The 19,778-nt window shown below is 64.4% G+C and carries 15 protein-coding genes and 1 pseudogene; 10 read left to right on the top strand and 6 right to left on the bottom strand.

Features of this window, described 5'->3' with window-relative positions; translation table 11 throughout:
* The first annotated feature begins 131 nt into the window (after window positions 1-131).
* The 5 genes from mfd (at window position 132) to mscL (ending at window position 7,817) form a co-directional block, all read left to right on the top strand.
* Window positions 132-3,617 carry a transcription-repair coupling factor gene (gene mfd / locus PW947_RS28775; protein ID WP_299635820.1) on the top strand — a complete coding sequence of 1,162 codons (3,486 nt, stop codon included), beginning with the start codon at window positions 132-134 and terminating at the stop codon, window positions 3,615-3,617.
* A 9-nt stretch (window positions 3,618-3,626) separates the two neighbouring features.
* Complete coding sequence (locus tag PW947_RS28780; protein WP_299635822.1) at window positions 3,627-4,889, top strand: M20 family metallopeptidase; 1,263 nt, start codon at window positions 3,627-3,629, stop codon at window positions 4,887-4,889.
* A 96-nt stretch (window positions 4,890-4,985) separates the two neighbouring features.
* Entirely contained in the window at window positions 4,986-6,227 is a 1,242-nt protein-coding gene (gene argE / locus PW947_RS28785) for an acetylornithine deacetylase (RefSeq protein ID WP_299635824.1), read from the top strand.
* Window positions 6,228-6,239: 12 nt separating this feature from the next.
* Entirely contained in the window at window positions 6,240-7,262 is a 1,023-nt protein-coding gene (locus tag PW947_RS28790) for a threonine/serine dehydratase (protein ID WP_299635826.1), read from the top strand.
* A gap of 108 nt (window positions 7,263-7,370) precedes the next feature.
* Window positions 7,371-7,817, top strand: a complete 447-nt coding sequence (mscL, locus tag PW947_RS28795; protein ID WP_299635828.1) for a large conductance mechanosensitive channel protein MscL — start codon at window positions 7,371-7,373, stop codon at window positions 7,815-7,817.
* A 101-nt stretch (window positions 7,818-7,918) separates the two neighbouring features.
* On the opposite strand, the gene PW947_RS28800 is transcribed toward mscL, so the two are convergent.
* From PW947_RS28800 to PW947_RS28810, 3 genes are all read right to left on the bottom strand, one after another.
* Window positions 7,919-9,901 (bottom strand): response regulator, encoded by a 1,983-nt coding sequence (locus tag PW947_RS28800; RefSeq protein WP_299635829.1) that lies wholly within the window; start codon window positions 9,899-9,901, stop codon window positions 7,919-7,921.
* 38 nt (window positions 9,902-9,939) lie between these two features.
* Entirely contained in the window at window positions 9,940-10,422 is a 483-nt protein-coding gene (locus PW947_RS28805) for a response regulator (protein WP_299635831.1), read from the bottom strand.
* A 201-nt stretch (window positions 10,423-10,623) separates the two neighbouring features.
* On the bottom strand, window positions 10,624-12,234 hold the full coding sequence (locus PW947_RS28810; protein WP_299635833.1) for a sensor histidine kinase: 1,611 nt from the start codon (window positions 12,232-12,234) through the stop codon (window positions 10,624-10,626).
* Window positions 12,235-12,636: 402 nt separating this feature from the next.
* Here PW947_RS28810 and PW947_RS28815 point away from each other — a divergent pair, with 402 nt between their 5' ends.
* The 3 genes from PW947_RS28815 to PW947_RS28825 all read left to right on the top strand — a co-directional run bounded on the left by PW947_RS28815 (window position 12,637) and on the right by PW947_RS28825 (window position 16,606).
* Window positions 12,637-13,134: a hypothetical protein gene (locus PW947_RS28815; RefSeq protein ID WP_299635835.1), complete on the top strand. Its 498-nt coding sequence runs from the start codon at window positions 12,637-12,639 to the stop codon at window positions 13,132-13,134.
* A gap of 453 nt (window positions 13,135-13,587) precedes the next feature.
* Window positions 13,588-14,586 (top strand): glycosyltransferase, encoded by a 999-nt coding sequence (locus PW947_RS28820; protein ID WP_299635837.1) that lies wholly within the window; start codon window positions 13,588-13,590, stop codon window positions 14,584-14,586.
* 130 nt (window positions 14,587-14,716) lie between these two features.
* Window positions 14,717-16,606 carry an alpha/beta hydrolase gene (locus PW947_RS28825; RefSeq protein ID WP_299635839.1) on the top strand — a complete coding sequence of 630 codons (1,890 nt, stop codon included), beginning with the start codon at window positions 14,717-14,719 and terminating at the stop codon, window positions 16,604-16,606.
* An 83-nt stretch (window positions 16,607-16,689) separates the two neighbouring features.
* On the opposite strand, the gene PW947_RS28830 is transcribed toward PW947_RS28825, so the two are convergent.
* Window positions 16,690-17,094, bottom strand: a complete 405-nt coding sequence (locus tag PW947_RS28830; RefSeq protein WP_299636078.1) for a carboxymuconolactone decarboxylase family protein — start codon at window positions 17,092-17,094, stop codon at window positions 16,690-16,692.
* Between the two features lie 230 nt (window positions 17,095-17,324).
* A pseudogene (locus tag PW947_RS28835) lies at window positions 17,325-17,684 on the bottom strand (MerR family transcriptional regulator); the annotation flags it as partial.
* Between the two features lie 336 nt (window positions 17,685-18,020).
* Between PW947_RS28835 and PW947_RS28840 the strand changes: the two are divergent.
* Together PW947_RS28840 and PW947_RS28845 are read left to right on the top strand one after the other, a co-directional pair.
* Window positions 18,021-18,575 carry a helix-hairpin-helix domain-containing protein gene (locus PW947_RS28840; RefSeq protein ID WP_299635841.1) on the top strand — a complete coding sequence of 185 codons (555 nt, stop codon included), beginning with the start codon at window positions 18,021-18,023 and terminating at the stop codon, window positions 18,573-18,575.
* A 153-nt stretch (window positions 18,576-18,728) separates the two neighbouring features.
* Window positions 18,729-19,160, top strand: coding sequence for a YidB family protein (locus PW947_RS28845; RefSeq protein ID WP_299635843.1), 432 nt, complete (start codon window positions 18,729-18,731; stop codon window positions 19,158-19,160).
* Window positions 19,161-19,370: 210 nt separating this feature from the next.
* Here PW947_RS28845 and PW947_RS28850 read toward each other — a convergent pair whose 3' ends face one another.
* Window positions 19,371-19,694, bottom strand: a complete 324-nt coding sequence (locus PW947_RS28850) for a helix-turn-helix domain-containing protein (protein ID WP_366146145.1) — start codon at window positions 19,692-19,694, stop codon at window positions 19,371-19,373.
* Between the last annotated feature and the right edge of the window lie 84 nt (window positions 19,695-19,778).

Below are 19,778 nucleotides of genomic sequence, written 5' to 3' on the forward strand. Positions count from 1 at the left end.
CGGCTTCAAGTCGAAGTAAAGAACGGATTTTATAATAGGTCCTTCGCGTTCACCCGGCGGCGCGCTTAAACTTGCCGCTTGCCTGCACGCCGCTCTAGTGCGCCCTTACGGCTGCCTCTGCCTCATTTTCTATGCCAGACATCGCCGCTTCATCGCAGTTCAATCCGCCGGTCGCGCTTGTCAAGGCCGGCCAGCGCTTCGCCTTCGACGGCACGCTCGGCTCGTCCGACGCGATGCTGATAGCCCGTTACCACCTCGCGTACCACCAGCAGGTGCCGCTGCTCGCGGTCGTCTGCGCGAGCGCGGTGGACGCGCAACGTCTGTCGCAGGAGATCGGTTTCTTCGCGCCGCAAGCGCGCGTGCGGCTGCTGCCCGACTGGGAGACGCTGCCTTACGATACCTTCTCGCCGCACCAGGATCTCGTGTCCGAGCGTCTCGCGACGCTGCACGACCTCGGCGAAGGACGCTGCGACATCCTGATCGTGCCCGCGACCACCGCGCTGTACCGGATGGCGCCCGCGTCGTTCATGGCCGCCTACACGTTCTCGTTCGGCCAGGGCGAGCGTCTCGACGAAGCAAAGCTGAAGGCGCAACTGACGCTGGCCGGCTATGAACACGTCAGCCAGGTCGTGCGGCCGGGCGAATACTGCGTGCGCGGCTCGCTGCTCGACCTGTTTCCGATGGGCTCGCAGCTGCCGTACCGGATCGACCTGTTCGACGATCAGGTCGATTCGATCCGCGCGTTCGATCCCGACACGCAGCGCAGTCTTTATCCGGTGCGCGACGTGCGGATGCTGCCCGGCCGCGAATTCCCGTTCGACGAAGCCGCCCGCACCGCGTTCCGTAGCCGCTGGCGCGAAGAATTCGAAGGCGATCCGAGCCGTGCGTCGATCTACAAGGACATCGGCAACGGCGTGCCGTCGGCGGGGATCGAGTATTACCTGCCACTGTTTTTTGAAGAAACGGCAACGCTTTTTCACTATTTGCCCGCAGGCGCGCAACTCGCGTTCGTCGGCGATCTCGATGTCGCTATCCGTCGTTTTACGAACGACACCAAACAGCGCCACAACTTCCTGTCGCACGATCGCGACCGGCCAATCCTCGATCCGCAGCGCCTGTTCCTGTCCGACGACGATTTCTTCACGCTCGCCAAGCCGTTTGCGCGGCTCGTGCTGCCGTCGAACGCAGGCGGCGGCTGGTCGGTGCCGCTGCCGAATCTCGCGCTCGACCGCAACGCCACCGATCCCCTCTCCGCGTTGCGCGCGTATCTCGACACCACGCCGAACCGCGTGCTGTTCGCGGCGGAATCGGCCGGGCGTCGCGAGACGATCTCGCAACTGCTGGCGGACAACCAGTTGCGCCCCGCGTCCGCCGACAGCTACGACGACTGGCTGACGGGCGACGCGCGTTTTTCGCTCGGCGTCGCGCCGTTGTCGAGCGGCTTCGCGGTGCCGGCCGACGGTCTGTCGATCATCACCGAAACCGAGTTGTACGGCCCGCTCGCGCGCCGCACCGGCCGACGCCGCCAGGAACAGGCGAGCAACGTCGAGTCGATGGTGCGCGATCTGTCCGAGCTGAAAGTGGGCGATCCGGTCGTGCATACGCAACACGGCATCGGGCGCTACATGGGCCTCGTCACGATGGACCTCGGCGAAGGCGAAACCGAATTCCTGCACCTCGAATATCAAGGCGACAGCAAGCTCTACGTGCCGGTCGCGCAACTTCACGTGATCTCGCGCTATAGCGGCGCCGATCCCGAAAGCGCGCCGTTGCACTCGCTCGGCTCGGGCCAGTGGGAAAAAGCCAAGCGCAAGGCCGCGCTGCAGATTCGCGACACCGCCGCCGAACTGCTGAACCTGTATGCACGGCGCGCCGCGCGCGAAGGTCATGCGTTCGCGCTCGAACCGAAAGACTACGTGAAGTTCGCCGAAAGCTTCGGCTTCGAGGAAACGCCCGATCAGGCGGCCGCGATCGCCGCCGTGATCGGCGATATGACGAGTGGCAAGCCGATGGACCGGCTGGTGTGCGGCGACGTCGGTTTCGGCAAGACCGAAGTGGCGTTGCGCGCCGCGTTTATCGCGGTGATGGGCGGCAAACAGGTGGCGCTGCTGTCGCCGACCACGCTGCTCGCCGAGCAGCACACGCAAACCTTCACCGACCGCTTTTCCGACTGGCCGGTGCGGATCGCCGAACTGTCGCGCTTCAAGTCCACCAAGGAAGTGAACACGGCGATCCAGCAGATCAACGAAGGTAGCGTCGATATCGTGATCGGCACGCACAAGCTGTTGTCGTCGGATGTGCAGTTCAAGCGGCTCGGTCTCGTCGTGATCGACGAGGAACATCGCTTCGGCGTACGTCAGAAAGAAGCGCTCAAGGCATTGCGCGCGGAAGTGGACGTCCTCACGCTGACCGCGACGCCGATTCCGCGCACGCTCGGCATGGCGCTCGAAGGTCTGCGCGACTTCTCGGTCATCGCGACGGCGCCGCAAAAGCGCCTCGCGATCAAGACCTTCGTGCGACGCGAGGAAGACAGCGTGATCCGCGAGGCGATGCTGCGCGAACTGAAGCGCGGCGGCCAGGTGTACTTCCTGCATAACGAAGTCGAGACCATCGAAAACCGTCGTCAGATGCTCGAAGCGCTGGTGCCGGAAGCGCGCATCGCGGTTGCGCACGGTCAGATGCATGAACGCGAACTCGAACGCGTGATGCGCGATTTCGTCGCGCAACGCGCCAACGTGCTGCTCTGTACGACGATTATCGAAACCGGCATCGACGTGCCGAGCGCGAACACCATCCTGATCCACCGCTCGGACAAGTTCGGTCTCGCGCAGCTGCATCAGTTGCGCGGCCGCGTCGGGCGCTCGCATCACCAGGCGTATTCGTATCTGCTGGTGCATGATCCGCAAGGTTTGACGAAGCAGGCGCAACGCCGTCTCGAAGCGATCCAGCAGATGGAAGAACTCGGTTCGGGCTTCTATCTGGCCATGCACGACCTCGAAATTCGCGGCACCGGCGAAGTGCTGGGCGACAAACAGTCCGGCGAAATTCACGAGATCGGTTTCCAGCTTTACACCGACATGCTGAACGACGCGGTGAAGGCGCTGAAGAACGGCAAGGAGCCGGATCTGACCGCGCCGCTCGCCGCCACGACCGAGATCAACCTGCACGCGCCGGCCATCTTGCCGGCCGATTACTGCGGCGATGTGCAGGAGCGTCTGTCGCTGTACAAGCGCCTCGCGAATTGCGAACACGACGACGCGATCGACGGCATTCAGGAAGAGTTGATCGACCGTTTCGGCAAGTTGCCGCCGCAGGCGCAGGCGCTCGTCGAGACGCACCGGTTGCGGCTCGCGGCGAAACCGCTCGGCATTTCGAAGATCGATGCGGGCGACACGGTGATCGGCTTGCAGTTCATCCCGAACCCGCCCATCGACGCGATGCGCATCATCGAGATGGTGCAGAAGCACAAGCACATCAAGCTCGCGGGCCAGGACAAGCTGCGCATCGAAACCCGCAGTCCCGATTTCGCGGTGCGCGTGGCGACCGTGAAGGAAACCCTGCGTGCGCTCGGTGCGCCCGTGCGCGGCGCATCGGCCGGCCGCGTGGCGGCGTCGTGACGCGCGCGCATGAGTGCACCTGACACGCCCGCCCGGCTCGCGCTTCACGACGCGTGCGCGACGCCCGTGCCTGAGGACGGCATCGTCGAACTGCTGACGACGCTGGTCCGGATTCCGAGCCGGGGCGGCGTCGATCCATACGCCGCGGTGCTCGGTTGCGTCGAGCGCTGGTTCGACGATCATCGCGTCGCGTATCGTCGTTTGCTGTCGGGCGACGGCACGCCGGTCGGCCTGTATGCGCAGATCGACGGCACCGCGCCGGCAGCGCCAGGCGCGCGCAAGCGGCCGTTTTACGTGCTCGACGCGACGCTCGACACCGCCGGCTTCGGCGACCCGGAAACATGGACGCATCCGCCCGACAGCGCGCGGATCGTCGATGGCTGGATGCACGGACGCGGCTGTGCCGATTCGAAGGCGGCGGCCGCGATCTTCGCGCATCTGGCTGCGGCATTCGGGCAGCGGCGCGACAGCTTCGCCGGCACGCTCGGCGTGCTGTTCGATCTCGACGAGCACACCGGCCGCTTCGGCGGCGCACGCGCATTCTTCGATCACGCCGACGGCCCGCACGCGCCGCCACGGCCCGACGGCATGATGATCGGCTATCCGGGTCTCGACCGGATCATGGTCGGCGGACGCGGCTTTCTGCGCGCGCGCATCGTCGTGCGCGGGATCGCCGCCCATTCGGGCGGATCGGGCACGCGCGGTATGAGCGCACTGGTTCGCGGCGCGGCGCTGGTCGACGCGCTGAACGCCATGACCTTGTCCGCAGCGCCGGACGAAAGCGACGGATTCGATAAACCCGCGCAACTGACCATCACCGGCATCCAATCCGGCGATGGCGGTTTCACCCAGGTGCCGGACCGCTGCGAACTGACACTCGACTTACGGCTGACGCCGCGCTTCGATGAAGCGCACGCGCGACGCGCGCTGTGCGCCGCGATCGACGCGCACGACCGCGCGTATCCCGTAGCGCTGGCGAGCGCAATCGAATGGCTGCCCGGCTGGCCTGCGTATCGCGTGCCCGACTCGCATCCGATGGTCGCTGCATTGCAGCACGCCGCGCACCACGAACTCGGCGCGACGCCGCCATGCGCGGTGGCCGGACCGTCGAACCTCGGCAACTACGTCGCGTCGCTCGGCGTGCCCGCGCTGTGCGGCTTCGGCGTGCGCGGCGAAGGCATTCACGCCGCGAACGAACGCATCGAACTCGCCAGCATCGCACCCGTCTACCGCATTTACCATGCCGCGCTGCGCGCGCTGCTGCATCGCTGAGCGCGTTGAATACGCGCCACCTTATGTCTTTTGGATGCTTGGGCTGACTGCGGGTTTTTGGGTATGATCGAAAGATACCTATGCCGGAGTCCAGTCATGTCACATGTCGCTGATACAGCGCAAGCCGCAACATCGTCCGCCTCCTCTGCCGCCTCTGTTACGTCGCCCGCATCGCTTCCCTGGGTCACGCGCCTCGTGTCGATGGACACGGTCAGCCGTAATCCGAATCTCGGCCTGATCGAAACCGTTCGCGACGAACTGAAGCACGCGGGCATCGAATCCACGCTGACGCACGATGCCAGCGGCAAATGGGCCAACCTGTTCGCGACTATTCCCGCGCACGACGGCGAGACCAACGGCGGCATCGTGCTGTCGGGTCACACCGACGTCGTGCCGGTGGACGGCCAGCAATGGGACAGCGACCCGTTCAAGCCAGAGATTCGCGGCGACAAACTGTACGGCCGCGGCACCTGCGACATGAAAGGCTTTATCGGTGCCGCGCTCACGCTGGTGCCGGAGATGCTCAACACGAAGCTCGCCAAGCCGATTCACTTCGCGTTGTCGTTCGACGAAGAAGTGGGTTGCGTCGGTGCGCCGCTGATGATCGCCGACCTGCTCAAGCGCGGCGTGAAGCCGGACGGCTGCATCGTCGGCGAACCGACCAGCATGCGTCCCATCGTGGCGCACAAGAGCATCAACGCGTATCAATGCTGCGTGCGCGGCCAGGCCGCGCATTCGTCGCTGACGCCGAAGGGTCTCAACGCCATCGAATACGCGGCGCGGCTGATCTGCTACATCCGCGACATGGCCGACCAGTTCCGCGAGCAAGGTCCGTTCGACCAGCTTTACGACGTGCCTTTCACCACCGCGCAAACCAGCACGATCCAGGGCGGCAACGCAATCAACACGGTTCCGGCCGAATGCCGCTTCCAGTTCGAATTCCGCGCGTTGCCCACGCTCGACCCGGAACCGATCTTCGCGCGCATCGATCAATACGCGCGTGAAACCTTGCTGCCGAAAATGCTGCGCGAGCATCCGGCAGGCGCGATCGAATTCACGCGTCTCGCCGCCGCGCCGGGTCTCGATTCCGAGGAACAGGCAGCGATCACGCAACTGGTGCGCGCGTTGACGGGCGACCAGGACAGGCGCAAGGTCGCTTACGGCACCGAGGCCGGTCTGTTCTCGAATGCGGGCGTACCGAGCATCGTGTGCGGCCCTGGCGACATCGTGCAGGCGCACAAGGCCAACGAGTTCGTCGAACTGGCGCAACTGGTCGAGTGCGAGCGTTTCCTGCAGAAGTTCGTCCGCAGCATGTCGGTGGACGCGCACGCCCGCTAAGACCTCACGATCATGTCAACCGCCACGCCGCACCACACCGACCATACGATCGACGGCGAGCCGATCCCTACGCTCGACGACATCGCGTCGCAACACTTCGCGTTGACGCCGTGGGTCTCGCGCACGCCGGTTTTCGACCGGCTCGACTTTCCGTCGCTCGAAGGCACCGTCGTCAACTTCAAGTTCGAGCTATTGCAGACGGGCGGCAGCTTCAAGGCGCGCGGCGCGTTCACCAACCTGCTCGCGCTCAACGAAGCGCAACGCAGCGCGGGCGTGACCTGTGTGTCGGGCGGCAATCATGCGGTGGCGGTCGCGTATGCGGCAATGCGGCTTGGCGTCAGCGCGAAGGTCGTGCTGTTCCGCTCGGCGAATCCGGCGCGTGTCGCGCTCTGCCGTCAGTACCACGCGGAGATCGTCACCGCCGACACACCCGCCGAAGCGTTCGAACTGGTCCGTCATATCGAAGCCGAAGAAGGCCGCTATTACGTGCATCCCTTCAACGGTTATCGAACGGTGCTCGGCACCGCCACGCTCGGCTACGAATGGGCGACCCAGACGCCGGATCTCGACGCGGTGGTCGTGCCGATCGGCGGCGGCGGACTGATCGCGGGCGTCTCCACGGCAATGCGCCTCGCCAATCCGAATCTCCATGTGTACGGCGTCGAACCGGAAGGCGCGGACGCGATGAGCCGCAGTTTCGCCGCGAACCACATCATCAAGATGGGCCCGATGCACGGCATCGCCGATTCGCTGATGGCGCCGCAAACCGAGCAATACAGCTATGAGCTCGCGCGCCGTCATGTCGAACGTATCGTCACCGTGTCCGACGACGCATTGCGTGCGGCAATGCTGACGCTGTTCTCGCAACTGAAGCTGGCGGTCGAACCGGCTTGCGCGGCGGCCACCGCCGCATTGCTCGGACCATTGCGGGAAACGCTGCAAGGCAAACGCGTCGGCGTTCTGCTGTGCGGCACCCAAACCGACCCGGTCACATTTGCCGCGCACATCGAACGCGCGCGTACGTTCGGGTCATAGTTCCTGAACCCACCATGAAATTGAAACAGGCCATCCATAACAGATTGGCTATCCCTCTCACGTTGGCTATCATTTCTGCTTAGCCACGACTTCAAGGAGGACTTCCCTATGAGCATGATCAAGGAATTCAAGGAATTCGCTCTTAAGGGCAATGTGATGGATCTGGCAGTCGGTGTGATCATCGGCGGCGCTTTTTCCACCATCGTCAATTCGATTGTGAAAGACCTGATCATGCCGGTCGTCGGCGTTGCCACTGGCGGCCTCGACTTTTCGAACAAGTTCATCCGGCTCGGGGATATACCGCCCAGCTTCAAGGGCAGTCCCGAATCGTACAAAGATCTGCAAACGGCAGGTGTCGCGGTGTTCGGCTACGGCTCGTTCATCACGGTGCTGATCAACTTCATCATTCTCGCGATCATCATCTTCGCGATGGTCAAGTTCATCAACAACCTGCGCAAACCCGCAGAAGCCGCGCCGGCCGCACCTGCGCCCACGCCGGAAGACGTGTTGCTGCTGCGTGAAATCCGCGATTCGCTGAAGAACACGCCGCGCTAAACGCGTCGCGTCACGATAAAAAAGCCTGCTGCGAGTTGCTCGCGGCAGGCTTTTTTTGATTGGACGGTCCGACGGCCCGATGCGCAGACGTCAGGACAGCATCACAGCGCGTTTTGCGATTTCTGCGCCTTCGTCACGCCCGCACTTTCGATCACCTGTTCGAGTTGCGCGAAGTTGACGGGCTTGGTCAGATGCGACGTGAAGCCCGCCTCGATACAGCGGCGCACGTCTTCGTCGGTGCCGAAACCGGTCAACGCGACCGCAGGCGCATCCGAATGCTCGCGGAAGGCCTGGATGAAATCGAGTCCGGTGCCGTCGGGTAAGCCCACATCGCTGACGATCAGATCGAACGTAGCGAGTTGCGTTGCCGCCAACGCGTCGGCCACCCGTCCCGCGACCGTCACCTCATGACCGAGCCCGCGAATCAGTTGCGCCATCACGTCGGCGGTATCTTCGTGGTCTTCGATAAGCAATACCGTCAACGCGCCTTCCGGATGCACCGGCGCCACCACGACCGGCGCCGGCTGCGCCACCGGCTGCATCGCCGTAGGCAGCGTGATCGTAAACGTCGCGCCGCAATGCGCGCCCGGACTCTGCGCGATCACGACACCGCCATGCGCGTCGGTCAGCGCCTTGGTGATCGCGAGGCCCAGACCCAGCCCGCCGAACTGCCGCGTCATATTCTGGTTGCCCTGCTCGAACGCGTTGAACAGCTTGCCGATCTGCTCCGGTTCGATGCCGATGCCCGTGTCTTCCACACAAATCTGGATATGCATCCGTTCGTCGCGGGTACGCACGTAGATGTGACCACCGTCGGGCGTGAACTTCGCGGCGTTGCGGATCAGGTTCCACAGCATCTGCTGGAGCCGCGCGCGGTCGGCGAGCACGTAATGATGCCCGGCGTTCTTGTCGACATGGACGTCCTGCTGCTTGACCTGAATCTCGCTGCGGAACAGTTCGAGCACGCTGTCGATCACGTCGTGCACATCCACCGTTTCCAGCGACAGCCGCAGCTTGCCGTTCGCCACCCGCGTCAGATCGAGCAGATCGTCGATCAGACGCGCTTCGAGTTCGATATTGCGCCGGATCATCCGGACGCTCGCCCGCGCCTGATCGGGCAGGTCCGCAATCAGTTCGAGCACGCTCGCGCCCGCCAGCACCGGCGTCAGCGGTGTGCGCAATTCGTGCGACAGCATCGCCAGAAACCGGTCTTTCGCGCGGCTCGCTTCTTCGGCGGCCTGGCGTGCGGCCTGCTCCGACGCGAGCAAACGTTCACGCTCTTCGATCGCTTCGCGTTGCGGGTGGATGTCGGTGAAACTGCCGAACCATTTGGTCACCGCGCCCGTCGCGTCGCGCATCGCGACCACGCGCGCGTCGAACCAGCGGAACTCGCCGTCGTGCCGGCGAATCCGCACCTCGTGGCGGTAATCGTCCGCGCTGCTGTTGACGGTTTTCAGCCACGTGCGGCGAATCTCTTCCTGATCGTCCGGATGAACCGCTTCGAGCCACGCCAGACCGAGCGAACTGCCTTCGGGCAGACCGGTATATTCGAACCACTGTTTGGACAGAAAATCGCAATCGCCGTTGGCATTGCAGGTCATCACCAGATGCGGCAACGCTTCGGACAAGGTGCGGTAATGCTGCTCGCGCTCGCGCAACAGCAGCGCATCGGCGGACGCGCGTTGCAGCGCGACCTGCGACAGCACGCGCGCCACCGCTTCGGGCAGATAGTCGAGGTAATCGCCGGACTTCGGCACCACGTCCGACACACCCGCGCGCAACGCTTCGATCACCCGCGATTCGTCGGTGAACCCGGTCACCAGAATGGCCGGAATGCGGATGCCGTCGGCGCGCAGCCGGCGAAAAAATTGCAAGCCGGTCTCGGGACCGTCGAGCTGATAGTCGAGCACCAGCAGATCCGGCGCGCCGTTGGCGATCCGCTCGCGCGCGCTGTCGACGCCGGGACACAGCGCGACCCGGCAACCCGCCCGCTCGAGCGATTTGCGCGCGAGCCGCAAGATGCCTTCGTCGTCGTCGACGACCAGCACGTAAGCAGCGGGCAGCGAGGAAACGGGTTCGGACATGCGGGAATTACCGGATGTGTTTGCGTGACGGGACGACGTCATGCCGCCGCCGGCGCGAACCGGTGACCGGGTGGCAGCTTGACGACCTGCAGAAAGAAGCCGAGACGACGCACTGCTTCGATAAACGCATCGTATTCGACCGGCTTGGTAATGTAGACATTGCAACCGAGTTCATAGCAACGCTCGATTTCGCGCGGATCGTCGGTGGTGGTCAGCACGATCACCGGCACGGCCGCCGTAGACGGCGCTTCCTTCAGACGGCGCAGCACTTCGAAACCGTCCACGCGCGGCATTTTCAGGTCGAGCAGCACGACGAAGTTGCGCAGGTTTTCGCGCGGCGGATAGCCGCTTGCCGGATCGGCCGGCGGCTCGCCGAAGAAGTAATCGAGCGCATCCTGGCCGTCGTTGAAGCGCACGAAGCCGTTCGTCACGCCCGCGCGCCGCAGATTACGTTCGACGAGCGTCGCATGCCCGTCGTCGTCCTCGATCAGAATGATGCTGACCGACTCCCCGTGTTTCATAGTCCCTCCGCCAGCGAATATCGTTGTTGCCCGAATCCGGAAATCGCAGCGCACGTTGTTGCGCGGCGCCGCCCGCCTCGACTGCCTTGTGTTCGCTTGCCGTCTAACGTGTCGCCACGTCCGGTCTTGCCTCTGCGCTACATGCTTCGGCGCTCTGCGGCGCGGGTCGGTCCAAACCCGGCCGCCGCACGCCCGATACCGTCAAAGCCGCGCCGGTTGCTCGGGCAGTACGACGAAGAACGTCGAGCCCGCACCTTCCGACGATTCCACCCAGATCCGCCCGCCGTGCCGCTCGACCAGTCGCCGGACCATCGCGAGTCCGATACCGTCGCCTTTCGCGACGTCGCCGTGCAGGCGCTGGAACGCGCGAAACACTTTCGACATATACGCGGCAGGAATGCCGAGCCCATTGTCGCGCACGTAATAGGTTCGTGTGCGAATGACGGGCAGCCGGGTTTCGTCGAGCGGCTCGCGTTCGAGCGCGCCGACCTCGATCCGCCCGCCGCGCGACGGGTCGAGATAGTTCAGCGCATTGCCGATCAGGTGGCTGAAAATCTGTTCGATCGCGCCGGGATCGCCCCATGCAGGCGGCAACTCACGCACTGTCACGAGCGCGCCGCGCTGACCGATACCGGCCTGCAAACCATCGACGATCCGCGCGACCGTGCGCCCGATACTGACGCGCTGCCACTGATACTCCAGACGACCCGCGCGCGAAATACGCAGCAATGCGTCGATGATCGCCGCCGCCCGCGTGACGGCCGTGCGCAGATAGTGCAAGGATTCGCGAACGTCGCCGTCGAGCACATGCGCCAGCCGCTTGTGCTCGGCCGGCGGCAACTGCGCGCTTTCGACCGTCGCGCGCAAATCGTCGCACGATACCTGCAGTTCCTTCGAAAAGCCTTGCAGGTTCACCAGCGGCGAACGGAGATCGTGCGACACGCTGTAAATGAACATCTCGTTGTCTTGCGTTTCCTGGCGCAACTCTTCGTTGACCACCGCCAGTTCTTTCGCGCGCGCTTCGAGCCGGGTCTTGAGCGCGGCCTGACCGGCATCGGCTGCGCGCAGGCGGGCGCTGGTGTCGTGCAGCACCGCGTCGAGCGCGGCGATCTCGTCGGTGCCGGACAGCGGCGCGTGCAGCGTACGACCGCCGCCCAGACGCTCGGCATTGCCGGTCAGCACTTCGATGCGGCGGCCGATACCGCGCGCGAACATCAGCGCGGCGACCGCCCAGATCAGCATCGAGCCGATCACGGCCGCGCCCAGCGCAAACTGCTGATGCGCGCGCGTGATGGCGAGCGATTCGCGGCGCGCGGCATCGCGACGTTCGGCCTCGGCGACGAACGCGTCGAGTTCATCGCGAAACGCGTCGACCGACGCGGGCAGCGGTTCGCTTTCGAGCAACGCGAACGCGTTCATGCTGCGGCCTTCGTGAAGCGCCTGCGAGATCGCGGCGGTCTGCTGGCGATACGTGTCGATCAGCGTCTGCATCCGTTCGACGCGCGCGATCTGCTGGGGATTGTCGCTGACGAGTTGCTGCAGATGCGCGAGCCGGTCGTTCAGATCGACCCACGCCGAGCGGCGGTCGATAAACATCGGATCGCCCACCACCATGCCGGTGCGCACGCGCGCCGCCTGGCGCAGCAGCGGATCGATCAACGAGGTGGACTGATACAGCACCTGCTGGCTGTCGGCGACCCACTGAACCGCCTGCGCGGTTTGTTGCTGCGTGTCGAAGACGACGCCGAGCAACGCCAGTTCGATGACGCTTGGCAACGCAATCAGCAGCAGTCCCTTGGTGAAAAGTTTCATGGTCGCCTGGCGATCTTCCGGTGACGCCGGTCAGCCCGAGGCCATGTGCTGGCCAGGAAAACGCGGGCAAATTCGCGGTGAACGCGATGCAGCGCGGACCACAAGCGCGTCGCGGCCGGGACGGGCCATTATCGACGGCAACGCGAGATATTTCAATAAATCGTCTGAATGCGGCAGGGCACACAAAAGTGACTTTTTTTTATCGGTGACGGACTCCGTTCTCCGGCGCGTGCGTCTATTATGGGTACAGAAGTCATGGGATACGAATGCGCGCAGTGGGACTGATTCGGCATGATTCGTGCGGGTGGGTGTGAAGGCAGCAGTGTCGTCGAATCACCGTGAACCCCGCATGTGCGTATGCTATAAAACATCGACGCGCGGCGCGAAGCCGGGAGTGGTCGCATGAGGACGCTGCGTTTCTTGCAATTCTTTTTCAGGCGAATTTTTATGTCCTTCCCGAAAAAGCGTAGGCGCGCGAAGGCTGACGGCGATGAGTCGTTCCTCGCGGTGCTACGGCACTTCAAACCGTTCGGACAGCTCGATACCAAGATCGCGCGGGCGCGTGCTCAGGACGAGCCGGTCCTCTACGCTCACGTGTTGCCGGGGCTCGACGTGCTGTTGTGCAGCGTACGCGGCGCGCAACCGCCGTATCCCGCACCGGCCGAACTGCGTCGCCGGTGTATCGAATCCATTGCCAATGCACTGGAGCAACCGCTCGACGGCCTCGAAAACGGCGGCTACTGGTATGAGGCCGACGGCTTCGGTTTTCTCGTGTTCGCCAGTCGTGCACGCGCGCGCATCCTGCCCGAGTTTGGGGCGCCCAGCATCGGTGTTGGGGCACGTCGAGGCGTGCGTCGGCAAGATGCAAGCGGCGACGCCACGCCCCGGTCGCTAAGATAGTTTTCCCTTTTGTCGTGTACTGCGCACTTGCTGTTCGAAGTGCGCTTTTTGTTTTTGGCGCGCCGTTTATCGCGGGCTGCCGGAATCGTCGGATGTTCACGCGCCCCGCTCACCAAAACCCTGCCCCACCGCCCAATGTGTGTGCACCCGCACAGAAACGGCGCCTGCCTGCGGGTTAAATCGATTCGCGAAGTGCATCGACAACGAAGCGTCGGCGACATCTGTCCCACGACGCCACGAGCACCCACCGCCACCGACTCGAACGCAGCCGAACACCGAAAGCGAAAAGCATTCGTACAAGGGAAGAAAAATGGAATCCGTCGTTTGCGCGGGCGCTCTTCGGGGCAGCCGTCACTACGCGCGCAGCAGTTTGCAATGCCGACTCACGCTCAACCCTGGACCATCCGCGACGCAGTGCGTGAATTCCGATGCCGCCGATCCGGAGGCATCGCAATGAACGCCCGCACGCTGCCCGCCCACGAAGCCATCGACGGCACGCTGTCGCCGACGCTGATCTCGATCTGCATTCCCACCTGCAACCGTGCGCAACTGCTCGAACAGGCCATCGAGAGTTGTCTCGCGCAGTCGTATCCGGATGTGGAAATCGTGATCAACGACGACTCGCGCGACGAATCCGCCGCCGAAGTCGAACGTATGCTGCTGCGTCTGCGCGCGCGCGGCGGCGCACCGATCCGCTATGAGCGCAACGTGCCGCGGCTCGGCCAGGCGAACAACGTCAACCGGCTGTTCGCCCGCGCGCGCGGCGCTCGACTCGTGCTGCTGCACGACGACGACCTGCTCGCGCCGGGCGCGCTCGACATGCTGGCGCGGTGCTGGACGCTGCATCCGGACGTGAGCATCGCGTTCGGCAAGCAACGCGTCGTCAGCAACGACGGCACGCCGCGTGCCGACGCCACCGAGCGCCTGAATCGCGACTATCTGCGCATCCCCGAGCGCGCCGGTCTGCTGAAAGTGCCTGCGCTGGCCGGTATCGACCAGATGTTCCCGAACAACGGCTACCTGATCGACACGCTGTCGGCGCGCGCGATCGGCTATGACGCGACCGATCGCGTGCTCGACGCATGCGATTTCGATTTTGGCTTGCGCCTGTGCTGCGCGGCCTCGGGCGTCTGTTTCGTCGACGAATTCATCGCGATGTCGCGCGAGACCGAACAATCGATCTCCCGCCACGCGTTACCCGCGATGCACGCGTACGCCGCGCTCGCCGCCACCGACGTGCCCGCCGACGCACGAGCGGCCCGCGAAGCGGCGCTGCGCCGTCTCGCGCCGCGCGCTGCCTCGGCCTTTGCACGTGCGGGACAGGCGGCCGTCGCATGGCGAATCCTGCTGTCGTCGCGCTATCCGATGCGCGAACGTCTGAGCGCGCGCTTCGTATTCCACGCAATGCTGGCGCTGCGCGCGACGCTGAAACCCAGGCACGCCGCGCATTGATTGAAAATTACAAAATCAATACAAAAAAACCGTAAAGCGGACGAACTGCCGCTGTGTGGTAGTTCGAACAGATGGGGTAAGGAATGCCGTCTCTAATGGCGGCACTTGCCGCAACGAAATGGAGACCAAGATGACACCCGTGGTTTTTAACGATTGCTTCGGCTGGTTGCATCCGGCACGGGGCAACACCGGGGTCGTGCTGTGCCAGCCGTTCGGCTATGACGCGTTGTGCACCGCGCGGGGCATGCGCCACCTGGCCGAACGGCTTGCAGAGGACGGCATGCCGACCTTGCGCTTCGACTATCCCGGCACCGGTGATTCGGCCGGCGATGCACAGGAAGCGGCGCGGTTTCGCGCGTGGATCGACAGCGTGAAGCATGCTGTCGCGTATCTGAAGGACACCACCGGCGTCGAGCGCGTCGCGCTTTGCGGCTTGCGCCTCGGCGCGACGCTCGCGGCGCTGGCGGCTCAGGAACTCGACGGCGTCGACGACCTCGTGCTGATGGCGCCGGTGCTGTCGGGCAAGAACTACATCCGCGAACTGCGCGCGCATTACCGGACCTGGCGATCGATTCCGGCCGGCAAGGATAGCGAGCCGGTGCCGGACACCAACGAATTCGTCGAAGCATTCGGCTTCCGGATGTATCGCGATTCGATGGAGCCGTTGATCGCGGTCGATCTGAAGCGCGACGCATCGCGGCCCGCGCGCCGCGTGCTGATCCTCGATTCGCTCGACCCGACCCGTATCGCGTCGCTGGCCGATCACTACAGCGCGCAACGGATCGCCGTCGAACGCCTGCACTTCGACGAGTTCGGCAAGTTCATGCTGGAATCGCTCGACAGCGAATTGCCGCGCAACGCGATTGCCAGCATCACGACGTGGCTCGGGCTGGAGAATCGCGTGTGCGCATCCGGTGAAACCGGTGATGCCGCAGCGAGCGTCGCCGACGCGAACGCGCAGGACGAAGCCGTCGCGCTGAACGCCGCCCGCATCGCCGACGACGGCGCGATCGAAACGCCGGTGTGGATCGACGGCGAGCGTCGGCTGTTCGGCATCTATTGCGAGCCGACCGGCGCTTCCGGCACCGCGAATACCGCGCCGACCGTGCTGTTTCTGAATACGGGCGCCGTCTCGCATATCGGCAATGCACGGCTAACCGTGCGCTTCGCCCGTCGTCTCGCGCGCCAGGGCATTTCGTCGTTGCGCGTCGATCTGGGCTCGCTCGGCGAAAGCCAGCCGCTGGTCGACCGGCTCAATCTGGATTCGATCAACGCCGACACGCAATGGCAGGACGCGATCCGCGCGGCGCGCTGGCTCAACGAACAGGGACGCGGCGAAACCGTGCTGTTCGGCGTCTGCGCGGGTGCATTCGCGGGCCTGAAAGCAGCCGCCGCCGAACCGGCTGTGCGCGGCGCCGTGCTCGTCAATCTGCAACGCTTCGTGTGGACCAACGTCTGCGACGACAACGGCAAACCGCCCGTCGATCTCGTCAAGTTCGGCACGACCCGCGACTATCTGCGCTCGGCGCTGCAACCGGCCAAGTGGATGCGTTTTCTCAAAGGCCAGACCGGCGGACTCGGTATTGCGCGTGCGCTGGCCGTGCGATTTTCGGCGCGCTTCAAGGCGGCCGGCGCGGACTGGCTGGAACGCACGTTTCATATCGGTCTCGGCAATCCGGTGGTGCGCGAGATGTTCCGCTCGCTCGATACGCGTGGCGTCAAACTGCGTCTGCTGTTCGGTTCGAACGATCTGGGCGTCGAGGAACTCGAACATTACTTCGGACTGCGTGGACGGCGGCTGCGTCGCTACGCGCAGATTCGCGCCGATTTCCACGACAAGATGGATCACGCGCTGCTGTCGAGCCACGCGCAGGATCGGGTGATGGACTACTTCGAAACCTACCTGCGCGAATCGTTCCTCGTCGCGCGACACGCCGAGCCGTCGAGCGCAACTCGCTTCGCCAAGCCGGTTGGCGAAGACGGGCAGACGGGAATCGATACGCCGCAACCGGTTGCCTGAGCGGCGTGGGTGGCGAATGATCCAGGCACGCGTCGGGGTCTAGCCTCGCGCGTGCCGGTCTGCGATATTCCCTTCGATGCCGCTTATGCGGTGGCGTCAGCCGTGGCTGGTGTATCGGCGTCGGCTTCGTCATTCGCGCCATCCGGGTGCGCGTCGTGCCGCTCGAAGACTTCCCGTGCCGCGAACAGCGCGTTCAGTGCCGCGGGAAAGCCCGCGTAAAGCGCCATCTGCATAAACACCTCGACAATTTCATCGCGGCTGCAACCGACGTTCAGCGCGGCCTCGATATGCACTTTCAGTTGCGGTTGCGCGCAGCCCAACGTGGCCAGCGACGCGATCGTCGCGATTTCACGCGCGCGCAAATCGAGTTGCGGACGGCTGTAGATATCGCCGAAACCGAACTCGATCAGCAGCCGGCCGAAGTCCGGCGCGATCGGCGCGAGCGCGGCGATCACCTGCTCGCCCGTTGCGCCGTCGATTTCCTTCAGCTTGTTCCAGCCGCGCGCGTAGCGCGCGGATTGGGCTTCGGCTTCGACGCTGTTTTTTGCTTTGGCGTCTGCTTTGGCGTCTGCTTTGACATCGATAAGGCCGGCGTGGTCGGTGCGTAGGGCTCCGGCGTTCGTGTGGCGGCTTGCTTGCATGATGCGTCCTTGTCTGAGTGATAGGAAACGGCTTGCCCTGTCCGCTCGCGCCGGTCTCGCCGATCTCGCCGGCCGCGTTGTGCCGCGTCGTAGAACGCGATCTTGTCGGTGATCGCGACGAGACTGGTTTGCAACGCATCGATCTGCGCGAGCACGGCGACGCGATGCGCGGCGAGCATCTCGCTGCGCGCCGCCATCGACGTGTCGCCTTGCGCCCGCAGGCTCGCGAACGCCTGCATCTGCGCGACCGGCATCCCGGTCGCGCGCAGACGCATCACGAATTGCAGCCAGTCGAGGTCGGCCGGCGAATACAGACGGTGACCCGCCTGCGAACGGCCGATCGACAGCAACAACCCGGCTTGCTCGTAGTACCGCAACGTGTGCGCGGAGACGCCGCTATGTGCGGCGACCTGACCGATGGTGAGGGCTTTGGACATGACGAACTCAGGTTAGGACTTCGAGTGCACTCTAAGTCAAGCGCGATCGTGTGTCATCGTCGGCCTGCGGGTGCGGACGTGGGCTCGGACGTGACCACCGACGTGGCGCGCGGCCGGGCGACGGCCGTCTGTTCGCGCATAACCGCCGGTATTGCGCGCAAATCGGTAAAGAATGTTTAGGCCGATTGTCTTGTCACGCAACGGCCGGTATAAATCGTGGGCAGCCTCACGCAATGCGCATTTGTCCTATCCTTAAACGCAGCGCCTGCCGCTGGCTGGCCGCGTCGTCCGTTCCCGGCTTATCGTTCTAACGTTGCCCTCAATGGAGTGCTTGCCATGCTGAAGAAGTTACTGATGCTGTGTGTTGCGTTGGCGCTGTCGCTGTCCGCGGGTTTCGCGGCGGCGGTCGAAGTGAATTCCGCCGATCAGGCGGCGCTCGAATCGGTCAAGGGCATCGGCCCTGCCCATGCGAAGGCGATCATCGACGAGCGCAGTAAAAACGGCCCGTTCAAGGACGCCGACGACCTCGCCACACGTGTGAAAGGCATCGGTACGAAATCGGTGACGAACCTTGAAGCGGCCGGCCTGACCATCAATGGTTCCGCCACGCCGCCGAGCGGCAAGAGCGCGGCCAAACCGGCCACCGCGAAGACGGCCGCACCGGCCGCCACCACCGGTGCCACGATGAATCCGATGGCAACGTCCGACGCCGCGCCGACCAAAAAGTCGAAGAAGAGCAAGGCGGCCGCATCCGACGCGAGCACCGCCGCCGCACCGGCAGCCACGGCCGCGACGACGGCGAGCGCACCCGACGCGGCATCGGGCACGAAGAAAGGCAAGAAGGCGAAAAAGAGCAAGGCGGCGTCCGCTGCGGCGGCGTCGGGCGCGTGAGCGTCGCGGGCCCGCAAGCCCGTCTCAGGTTGTCAGCATCGCGGTGCGTCCGGACCTCGTTCCGGCGCGCCAGTCATCGATGCCGCGTTTACACGCGGCCCGTTCACCCGCCGGCCGTCACGGTCGTTTCGCCGGCATTTCAGTGAGACTGTCATGAGCCTACTCGACACCCTCGGATCCCTCGTCGGGAAAACGCCAGAAGGTGGCGGCGGACAACCCGCGCTGATCGCCGCCGCGCTCGAATTCGTCAACAGCCAGCCGGGCGGCCTGAATGGCCTGATCCAGCAGTTCAAGGAAAAGGGCCTCGGCGACGTGATCGGTTCGTGGGTCAGCAACGGCGACAACCAGCCGATCGCCGCCGACGCGCTGCACAACGTGCTCGGTTCGAGCACCGTCACCGACCTCGCCGCGAAAGCGGGCGTGGACCCGAGCCAGGTAACGGGCATGCTCGCGCAAGTGCTGCCGCACGTGGTCAACGCTGCGACGCCCGAAGGCAATGTGCCCGAAGAAGGCAAGCTCAACTCGACGACGGTGCTCGGCGCATTGGGCGGCCTCGCGAGCCTGTTCGGCAAAGGCAGCGCCTGACGCTGACTGGCCGGTTGACTGACTGACCGGTTGATCGCCGGAAACGCAAATGCCCCGTTCGACGCAGCGTCTGCTGCACCGAACGGGGCATTGTCATTTGGCGGACGGATCGCCGCCTGGTCTTCGCGTGATTGCGTTTGCTGAGCGGGTTTCTTCACTGTCGCCGCTTCGCAGCCGCCGCGACTGCTACGACAGCCAACGCTCAACCACTCAAACGCTCTGCTTGAGCGTCGCCTTACGCGCGACCCGTTGCTCGACCCGCGCACGGCGTCGCTGGAATTTGCGCTGTTCATCGGCGACGAGCGCTGCCGCATCGTCCGGCAGATCGACACTCACCCGCACGCCCAAGCCGTCGAGCACCTTGAACAGCTTGCCCCAGTGCACGCCTTCCGCGCCGTTCTCGACCTTGCCGAGAAAGCTCTCGCTGACGCCGATACCCGCCGCCGCCGCGTCCTGACGCAAATGCTGCGCTTTGCGCGCCGCGCGAACCGCGACGCCCAGTTCGTGAAATTCGGTAATCTCGGTCTTCATCATCAAATCCTTGCGTTTTGATGGATTTTATCATTTTGAAAGCTTTGGCGCGGCACATTCATTTTTGATTCGCGCATAAAAAAAGGC

The sequence above is a fragment of the Paraburkholderia sp. genome, assembly GCF_028283785.1.
In the GTDB taxonomy this organism is placed as follows: domain Bacteria; phylum Pseudomonadota; class Gammaproteobacteria; order Burkholderiales; family Burkholderiaceae; genus Paraburkholderia.

What these genes read in the sequence shown, in the direction of transcription:
- PW947_RS28825 (WP_299635839.1), top strand. Translation starts at nt 14,717, where the DNA reads ATGACACCCGTGGTTTTTAACGATTGCTTCGGCTGGTTGCATCCGGCA.
- PW947_RS28780 (WP_299635822.1), top strand. Translation starts at nt 3,627, where the DNA reads ATGAGTGCACCTGACACGCCCGCCCGGCTCGCGCTTCACGACGCGTGC.
- PW947_RS28805 (WP_299635831.1), bottom strand. Translation starts at nt 10,422, where the DNA reads ATGAAACACGGGGAGTCGGTCAGCATCATTCTGATCGAGGACGACGAC.
- argE (WP_299635824.1), top strand. Translation starts at nt 4,986, where the DNA reads ATGTCACATGTCGCTGATACAGCGCAAGCCGCAACATCGTCCGCCTCC.
- PW947_RS28800 (WP_299635829.1), bottom strand. Translation starts at nt 9,901, where the DNA reads ATGTCCGAACCCGTTTCCTCGCTGCCCGCTGCTTACGTGCTGGTCGTC.
- PW947_RS28840 (WP_299635841.1), top strand. Translation starts at nt 18,021, where the DNA reads ATGCTGAAGAAGTTACTGATGCTGTGTGTTGCGTTGGCGCTGTCGCTG.
- mfd (WP_299635820.1), top strand. Translation starts at nt 132, where the DNA reads ATGCCAGACATCGCCGCTTCATCGCAGTTCAATCCGCCGGTCGCGCTT.
- PW947_RS28820 (WP_299635837.1), top strand. Translation starts at nt 13,588, where the DNA reads ATGAACGCCCGCACGCTGCCCGCCCACGAAGCCATCGACGGCACGCTG.
- PW947_RS28790 (WP_299635826.1), top strand. Translation starts at nt 6,240, where the DNA reads ATGTCAACCGCCACGCCGCACCACACCGACCATACGATCGACGGCGAG.
- PW947_RS28810 (WP_299635833.1), bottom strand. Translation starts at nt 12,234, where the DNA reads ATGAAACTTTTCACCAAGGGACTGCTGCTGATTGCGTTGCCAAGCGTC.
- PW947_RS28850 (WP_366146145.1), bottom strand. Translation starts at nt 19,694, where the DNA reads ATGATGAAGACCGAGATTACCGAATTTCACGAACTGGGCGTCGCGGTT.
- PW947_RS28845 (WP_299635843.1), top strand. Translation starts at nt 18,729, where the DNA reads ATGAGCCTACTCGACACCCTCGGATCCCTCGTCGGGAAAACGCCAGAA.
- PW947_RS28815 (WP_299635835.1), top strand. Translation starts at nt 12,637, where the DNA reads ATGAGGACGCTGCGTTTCTTGCAATTCTTTTTCAGGCGAATTTTTATG.
- mscL (WP_299635828.1), top strand. Translation starts at nt 7,371, where the DNA reads ATGAGCATGATCAAGGAATTCAAGGAATTCGCTCTTAAGGGCAATGTG.